Annotated in this window: 5 protein-coding genes, 2 tRNA genes and 1 rRNA gene; all 8 read right to left on the bottom strand. The window is 39.7% G+C overall.

Annotated features, from left to right (window positions below):
* The coding region (locus AC11ZT_RS08970; RefSeq protein ID WP_484059270.1) for a class II glutamine amidotransferase at positions 1-551 on the bottom strand (551 nt) is incomplete at its 3' end.
* Positions 552-1,063: 512 nt separating this feature from the next.
* A complete protein-coding gene (glmM, locus tag AC11ZT_RS08965; RefSeq protein WP_484059269.1) occupies positions 1,064-2,410 on the bottom strand; it encodes a phosphoglucosamine mutase in 1,347 nt (448 codons plus the stop codon).
* Positions 2,411-2,439: 29 nt separating this feature from the next.
* Positions 2,440-3,681 (bottom strand): CdaR family protein, encoded by a 1,242-nt coding sequence (locus tag AC11ZT_RS08960; protein ID WP_484059268.1) that lies wholly within the window; start codon positions 3,679-3,681, stop codon positions 2,440-2,442.
* A complete protein-coding gene (cdaA, locus tag AC11ZT_RS08955; protein ID WP_484059267.1) occupies positions 3,674-4,498 on the bottom strand; it encodes a diadenylate cyclase CdaA in 825 nt (274 codons plus the stop codon). Before cdaA ends, AC11ZT_RS08960 begins: the two co-directional genes overlap by 8 nt.
* 265 nt (positions 4,499-4,763) lie before the next feature.
* Positions 4,764-5,657, bottom strand: coding sequence for an arginase (rocF, locus tag AC11ZT_RS08950; protein WP_484059266.1), 894 nt, complete (start codon positions 5,655-5,657; stop codon positions 4,764-4,766).
* Positions 5,658-5,920: 263 nt separating this feature from the next.
* Positions 5,921-5,996: transfer RNA gene (locus AC11ZT_RS08945), tRNA-Ala, on the bottom strand.
* Positions 5,997-6,008: 12 nt separating this feature from the next.
* Positions 6,009-6,085, bottom strand: a tRNA-Ile gene (locus AC11ZT_RS08940).
* 100 nt (positions 6,086-6,185) lie between these two features.
* A 16S ribosomal RNA gene (locus AC11ZT_RS08935) occupies positions 6,186-6,309 on the bottom strand; the annotation flags it as partial.

The following is a 6,309-nucleotide window of genomic DNA, read 5'->3' as shown; positions in this document are numbered from 1 at the left end:
TTCCCAACACCAACTAGAAGCGGGCTCTTATTCTTTGCAACGTAAATAACGTCTGTATCTTCTCTATCAAGAAGAGCAAGTGCATAAGAACCGTTCAGCAAGGATAATGTTTTGCGAAAAGCTTCTTCAGCGCTCAAGCCTTCCAGTGCAAATTTTTCCACAAGCTGCACAATTACTTCTGTATCGGTTTCACTTGCAAACACAACATCTCGTAAATATTCTTTTTTTAGCAATTCATAGTTTTCAATAACACCGTTGTGCACAATTGTAAAACGCTTGCTTTCACTTTGATGAGGATGAGCATTCGTTTTACTTGGTATGCCGTGCGTTGCCCAGCGTGTATGACCGATTCCTACGTTTGTAGCTACATTCGTATTTACAATTTCACGAAGCTTTGCAATCCGACCTTTTTCTTTGAATACGACTACGCCATTTTCAGCTTGAATGGCGATTCCTGCTGAATCATAGCCCCGATATTCAAGCTTCTCTAATCCCTTTAGCAAAATTTCCTTTGCATCCTGCTGTCCGATATATCCAACGATTCCACACATACTACTTCGTCGTTACGGCAGCTTACTATCTAACAATAACCTCTCCCAAAAACTGATTCCGATTTTCCAATACGATAACGGAGGTAAGCTCGGTACGTGATCGTTTGACCGGGTACTCTCTTGATGTGGTTCGTTAGCCTTTGTAAGCCCGTAACGACTTCACCTTCCTCTCTTTATTTAGGTTTGCGTGCATCGTCCTTTTTCCCTCATCACTTTCTTATCTTTGTCCATAAAGTTACCTCCATGTTTTTAATAAGAAATTTCGGTTGTGATGAACAACCGGGAGTCATCCGCCGAATTTTCGATAAAACTCCTCCTCGTCAACTACCGTTGTAGTTCTGGCGCTTCGGTCTTTCAAAAGTGAGAAAAAGAACAAGCTAATCTTACAATAACTGGACTTTTGCCGTCAAACAAAATTTTTTTGAACGGTTATAAAACTATATGCACAAGAAGCAAAAAAGGTTCTTCTTGTGCATATAGTGAAGTGCCTATTTCATTCTACTAAATATGAATTACTTTACCCCTACTTCTTCCTTCACAACAGCTACAATACGTTCTACATACGCTTCACAAAGCTCGTGTGTAGGTGCTTCTGCCATAACGCGAATAAGAGGTTCTGTACCGGAAGGACGAACGAGTATACGACCATCCGCACCCATTTCTTCTTCCACTTCTTGAATAATAGCTTGAATACGTTCGTTGGCTAATGCTTGCTTCTTATCTACTACACGTACATTTACAAGTGTTTGCGGGAACTTCTGCATTTCACTTGTTAATTGCGATAAAGATTTTCCCGTAACCTTCATAATGTTTACGAGTTGAATAGCACTAAGCATGCCGTCTCCTGTTGTAATATGATCTAGGAAAATGATATGACCAGACTGTTCACCGCCTAAATTATAGCCGTTCTTGCGCATTTCCTCCATTACATATCGATCACCAACACCAGTTCGAACACTTTTCATTCCGTGCGTTTCAATGGCTTTATAAAACCCAATATTGCTCATTACAGTAGACACAACTGTATTTTTCTTTAGTTTTCCTGTTTCGTTTAAATATTTTGCACACACGTACATGATTTGATCGCCGTCTATAATCTCGCCTTTTTCATCAACTGCAATTAAGCGGTCCCCATCTCCGTCAAATGCTAAACCAATATTGGCTCCTTTTTCTTTCACAAACGCAGCAAGAGCCTGTGGATGAGTAGAACCAACACCATCGTTTATATTCGTTCCATTAGGAGATGTCCCCATTGTAGAGATATCCGCATCTAAATCAGCAAATAAATAAGGTGCGAGAGAAGAAGTTGCTCCGTGCGCGCAATCAAGCGCTACGTGAATACCTGTAAAATCTTCATCAATTGTTTGCTTTAAGTATTGTAAATACTTTTGACCACCTTCAAAGTAGTCATTCACTTGACCTAAGTCCCCGCCGATTGGACGCGGTAGATCGTCTGTTTCTTTATCTAAAAGTGCTTCTATTTCAAACTCTTGTTCATCAAATAGCTTAAATCCATCCGGGCCAAAAAATTTAATACCATTATCCTGAACAGGATTGTGAGATGCGGAAATCATAACTCCAGCTTGTGCTCCTAGTGCTTTCGTCAAATATGCAACTCCTGGTGTAGAGATTACACCTAGACGCATTACTTCTGCGCCGATGGATAGCAACCCTGCTACCAGTGCACCTTCAAGCATATGGCCTGATACACGCGTGTCGCGACCAATTAGCACTTTCGGACGTTCTTCATTCTTTGTAAGAACATATCCACCAAATCGACCAACCTTAAAAGCTAATTCAGGCGTTAATTCGCTATTGGCAACACCGCGAACACCGTCAGTACCAAAATATTTTCCCATAACTACAATCGCTCCTTTGTTTCGTTCACTTAGCTTTTCTTAACAATTTCAACTTTAGCGCTTTTTTGTTTCAGTACCAATGTTACATTTGTAGGATTATTTATTTGAACCGGTACGTCATACGTTCCGGGAACTAAATTTTGCAAACTCAACGATGCTTGAATCTGTGCTGACGATAATTTATCTACGATACTTGGATCTCCCACGACATCAACGCCCACTTTTCCACTGGAGGGATCAATGAAATTCATATTATACGTAGCCGCAAGTCCAAGAACTTGTAAAGAAACATCAGAAAACGATTTCGTTTCCTGCTTTTGAATTTGAATAGCAACCTTTACTTTACTTGGAGATGCTTTTAAAACACCTGGCGGCAATATGACATCTGCATCATATGTTGTATTGCTTGATATCTTATCTAAATCTACTACAACACCGTTGATTGAATCAATAGTATCAAGTACATTTTGCGGGCCATATAATGTCACAACCTGCGGGTCTGTCGTAATACTTGTAATGGTTATACCTTGTGCAAGAGTACCCTTACGAGAAATTTGAATAGGAACCTGCTTCTCCGGACTTGAAATTGGCACTGTTACGTTTACAACCGAAGGATTGGTTTGGACATCCATTTGATTTCCATTCTTATCATATACTCCGATTTTTGCTTCCTTTGTAACCGTTTGACTGAGACCATTTAAATCTACATACACTTTAACCAAGCTGACTTGATTTAATTGCTCCTGTGTACCCGCAATTTCAATTGTATTTGGCTTAACGGAGACTTTATCTGCATCAAAATTTCCTTTGACCTGATCAATATTTAAAAATCCAACTTCTACTGGATATTGTTTTTTTACTTTATCTGAAATGGTCACGCGCACCTTCGATGGGACAATCTTCACCTTTAAGTTTTCCGAAATATTATGATATTCCAAATTCACATCATACGTGCCAGGTTCATACCCCTTCAAATTCGCTTCGACTTGATACTGCTTACTAATTTTCGCAGCAGTAATTAAACCGCTTTGCCCTTCTAAAGTAACACTTACCGTTTTTGGCAAACCGGTTATTACATATTTATCTTGATCATACTGCGCAGTGACGTCTACATTTTGGATGGTTTCTGTTGTATCCCCAAATGGTAGACCTGTTGAAAGAATATTACTGCTTGTCGTCTGCTTATCTAAGCCTGTAGCCATAAATAACATGAACGCTAACAACAAAGAAATTCCCTTTAGAAACCACGTGTTATCCATCCACTTATCCATTTTGTTTTTTCCTCCAATTCCACAAAGATGTAGAAGTGGGTTTCTCGTTTCCACTAAGCTCTTTTAACAACATTTCCTTCAACTGTCCAGGCAATAAGCTACGGTGAAGCTCACTATTTTTCGTTACCGAAATTTGTCCCGTTTCTTCTGACACAACTATTGTGAGACTATCGGTTACTTCACTAATTCCAATTGCTGCACGATGCCGCGTTCCAAGTTCCTTCGAAATAAAAGGACTTTCTGAAAGCGGAAGATAACAGGCAGCCGCCTTAATGGAATCCCCCTGTATAATAACGGCACCATCATGAAGAGGTGTATTAGGAATAAAAATATTAATTAAGAGCTCAGCAGACGTAATTGCATCGATGGCAATTCCTGTTTCGATGTAATCCCCCATACCTGTTTCTCTTTCCAGTGAAATAAGAGCTCCTATACGACGTTTTGCCATATATTCTGTAGCCTTTATAATTTCATTCACAAATGTTTCTTGTTCTGATTCTTCCTGTCCAACCCCTCTAGAAAACAAGCTACCTCGCCCTAGTTGTTCTAATGCACGACGGAGTTCTGGCTGAAAAATAATAATAATCGCTAGAAATCCCCATGTCAACGCTTGGTTCATTAACCATTCTAACGTATGTAATTTAAGCAATGAGCTCAAAATCCGCACGACTACGATGACAATAATCCCCTTTAATAGCTGTACGGCTTTCGTACCGCGAATAATGAGAATTAGTTTATATATAACAAACCATACAAGGGCAATATCAACAACATTGCTGAGATAGTTTAAGAACACAGTCATATCTCCAAAAGGCATTCTTACCCTTCCTCCATCAGTATGTATTTACAAAAATCAAATTGGGTGAAATGCAAAAATCCAATTTGACTTGACTTTCTAACAACTCAGGAACCTCCTGATTGTTAGAAGCTGCACTTTATTATACCATATATTATGGTCATCACAATTACAACAGACAGCATATGTTGGCTCATAAGAACAGAATATGGACGAATCTACAAAACGTTTGTAAATTCGTCCATTTCATAGCAATCTTATATTGATATTTAACAAAGAGTTTGGCCTATTTCAGCTTCTCCCCTAATAGTGAGCCAATAAGAGCAACAGCTGCTTTTGCAGTCTTATTTTTCTCATCTAATATTGGATTCACCTCTACGAATTCTGCGGAGGTTATGATTCCAGATTCAGCAAGCATTTCCATTGCTAAATGACTTTCTCGATACGTTAAACCACCGGTAACAGGTGTACCGACTCCTGGTGCATCATGTGGATCTAATCCGTCTAAATCAAGCGATAGATGCACACCATCACATTGGGATAACTTCATCATGGTTTCTTCCATTACATATGTCATTCCCATTCTATCAATTTCATGCATTGTATATACTTTCAAGCCTTGCTCACGAATAAAATCCTTTTCTCCTTTATCTAAAGAACGTGCTCCAATAATAACCACGTTTTCTTTTTTCACCTTAGGAAACTCATTATATAAATGTGTAAGACGCTCATTTCCATGTCCTATACTAGCCGCTAAGGACATTCCATGAATATTTCCCGACGGAGTCGTAGCATCCGTATTTAAATCTCCATGTGCATCAAACCAAATCAAGCCTAAGTTGTTATAGTGCTTCGCAAGTCCTGCGATTGAACCAATGGCAATGCTATGGTCCCCGCCTAATATAAGCGGTAATCGAGTATGCTTTATAACGTCATCTACTGCTTTTGCTAATTCATTGCATACGGCAATGACTTGTTCCACATTTTTGAGCTTTGGATTTTCTACTCCATCATTATGCTGCAAACGATCTACTGCAATATCACCTAGATCTTGCACTTGATAACCTAATGCTTTGATACGTTCGATAATACCAGCATAACGAATGGCACTCGGACCCATATCAACACCTCGCCGTGTTTGTCCTAAATCCATTGGAACTCCGATAATAGAAATATCCATTATAGTATACCTCCCAATTCCGTTAATTGTATCCAATTGGTACTCCATTTTAGAAGATATTCGTTTTGTAATTTGCTTTATGCAAGAGTGTAAAAAATCTACAATACTTCTTATAGAATATTCTAAATCTTTTACATGTTTTGACTCAACTGTACATCTTTATGGATATATATACAGAGCGAAGCGGGGGGATAGTTTGTGAAAATGAAATAAAAAAAGTCGTAAACCCTTATTGGATTTACGACGAATTGTGTGTATGTAGTTGGTGGAGCCTAGCGGGATCGAACCGCTGACCTCCTGCGTGCAAAGCAGGCGCTCTCCCAGCTGAGCTAAGGCCCCGTAGTAAAAGTATGGTGGGCCTAAATGGACTCGAACCATCGACCTCACGCTTATCAGGCGTGCGCTCTAACCAGCTGAGCTATAGGCCCATACTCACGAGATATTCAACTATGCTGAACACTCAAAACTAAACAAAACAAACAAAACGTCTTTTCATCCTACAAGCAGCGCTTGTAGATGTCTCCATAGAAAGGAGGTGATCCAGCCGCACCTTCCGATACGGCTACCTTGTTACGACTTCACCCCAATCATCTGTCCCACCTTAGGCGGCTGGCTCCTTACGGTTACCCCACCGACTTCGGGTGTTACAAAC

Source organism: Ectobacillus sp., assembly GCF_056992975.1.
The sequence above is the reverse complement of the archived record's forward strand: the minus strand, read 5'-3'. Positions and strand labels throughout refer to the sequence as shown.